Source organism: Mesorhizobium sp. M7A.F.Ca.CA.001.08.2.1, assembly GCF_003998455.1.
Classification (GTDB): Bacteria; Pseudomonadota; Alphaproteobacteria; order Rhizobiales; family Rhizobiaceae; genus Mesorhizobium; species Mesorhizobium ciceri.
In genome coordinates, this window is sequence record NZ_RZPW01001026.1 from 1 (window position 1) to 1,744 (window position 1,744).

Here is a 1,744-nt window from a genome sequence, read left to right on the forward strand (position 1 = left end):
CTTCTTCACTGCCGGTTTCGCCGCAGCTTTCGCTGCCGGCTTCTTGGCCGGTGCTGCTTTTGCCTTGGCCGCCGCGGCCTTCGGCTTGGCAGCGGGTGCTGCTTTCTTCACTGCAGCTGCGACCTTTGCCGTCGCTGCTTTTGCGGGTGCTTTCTTTGCCGGTGCCTTGGACGCCGGCGCTTTGGATGACTGCTTAGCCATGCGATGCCCCTTCCTTTGTGCCGACGGCCGTAATGACCCGGCGCGCTCATGCATATCTGACTCGCGGCTTGCTAGCCAGCGAAGCAATAGACTGATTTTCGCAGCTTAAATTTCGGTTACGATCGGCACATGATCGTGCTGATCGTCGCAGAAATTCACTTCTGATCTTCGACCATTGGCTAGAATGTGTCGCCGACATTCTCCACAGTCCGCGGAAGCGCTCCTCTCGTGAAGCTCCGAAGATCAGCGAGCAGCTTTGCGTGTCGATCGTCGGCCGCCGATATCATGACCGCTGCCTCATCGGTGCGATCATCTCGTGCAGGCGGACGATCTATACTGCAATGCGACAGCCGATCGGTGCATCGTCTTGTCAAGCACGAACGCAGATCGGCCTGCTCGTGAATTGACAGATAACTCTACATGGCAGAGTATTCTGTACAGCATGCTGGAGCATTTCAATGTCGATCGCACAGGAGCAAGCGGCGCTGTCGCCGTTCGAGATTGCCAAGACGGTCCGCCACGGCGGCAGCATGGTTGTCGGCGGCCTCCGGCTTGGCTGCGCCGGAGCCAATCGATGAGTGCCGACGAAATCATCCACCAGAGCACTCGGCTCAGGATCATGGCGGCGCTGAGCATGCTGGAAAGGCGGCAAACGCTGGATTTCACCGGGCTGAAAGCCATCGTGGACGTCACCGACGGCAATCTCGGTGCGCATCTCGATACGCTGGCCAGGGCTGGTTATGTCGACATCGAAAAGCTGTTCGTCGGCCGCCGGCCGCAGACGCGCGTCAGGGCGACGACGAGCGGACGGCGCGCGTTCCGCGGCCATGCCGCATTCCTGCGCAAGATCCTCGATCAGGCCGAGGCGGCGGCGCGCAGGAAATAGCGTGATGACTGGGCAATCCGCTCAGCGCGCGGCAACAACGGCAACGCCGGCGCCGATCATCACACCGCCCGCCGCGCGGTTCACCCGGCGTACGATCCTTGGTGTGCGCAACAGGCTGCGGGCGCGACCGGCGAGGACGACATGACCGCCGATCACCACGACCTCGACGGCCACGATCACCATCATCAGCACACCGAGATGACCTGCGTCGAGCGATGCGCCGACGACGCTAGGCAACAGCGCAATGTAGAACAACGGCATTTTCGGATTGCCAAGATTGAGCGCGATGCCGGTGGCAAAAATCATCAACAGCCCTCGCCGTCCTGAGATGGGCTGCAGTTCGGGAATGACGGGCGCCGCCATCCACAGCCTGATGCCCGTCCAGACCAGATAGGCCGCTCCACCATAGCGAAGCACCGTCATGACGATCGCCATCTTGGCGGCGACGATCGACAGGCCGAAGGCGGCGAGGATCAGGAAGATGAGGATGCCGACCACGGTGCCGGCACCGTAGGCGATGCCCGACGCGGCGCCATTGGAGATTGTGCGCGCGACGATCGTCATGTTGTCCGGACCCGGGCTGGCAGCGAACACGAAGAAGGCGGCCGCAAAGGCAAGCGAGGTCGCGAGATCCATGAAAACTCCCGAGGGTAATGC

3 protein-coding genes are annotated in these 1,744 nt (G+C 61.6%); 1 reads left to right on the forward strand and 2 read right to left on the reverse strand.

Annotated features, from left to right (window positions below; translation table 11 throughout):
- On the reverse strand, window positions 1–255 hold a 255-nt coding region (locus tag EN914_RS38820; protein WP_206527302.1), incomplete at its 3' end, for a hypothetical protein.
- A gap of 520 nt (window positions 256–775) precedes the next feature.
- Here EN914_RS38820 and EN914_RS34320 point away from each other — a divergent pair.
- A complete protein-coding gene (locus EN914_RS34320; RefSeq protein WP_013532486.1) occupies window positions 776–1,087 on the forward strand; it encodes a transcriptional regulator in 312 nt (103 codons plus the stop codon).
- Between the two features lie 21 nt (window positions 1,088–1,108).
- On the opposite strand, the gene EN914_RS34325 is transcribed toward EN914_RS34320, so the two are convergent.
- Window positions 1,109–1,723 carry a LysE family translocator gene (locus tag EN914_RS34325; RefSeq protein WP_013532487.1) on the reverse strand — a complete coding sequence of 205 codons (615 nt, stop codon included), beginning with the start codon at window positions 1,721–1,723 and terminating at the stop codon, window positions 1,109–1,111.
- Between the last annotated feature and the right edge of the window lie 21 nt (window positions 1,724–1,744).

What these genes read in the sequence shown, in the direction of transcription:
- EN914_RS34325 (WP_013532487.1), bottom strand. Translation starts at nt 1,723, where the DNA reads ATGGATCTCGCGACCTCGCTTGCCTTTGCGGCCGCCTTCTTCGTGTTC.
- EN914_RS34320 (WP_013532486.1), top strand. Translation starts at nt 776, where the DNA reads ATGAGTGCCGACGAAATCATCCACCAGAGCACTCGGCTCAGGATCATG.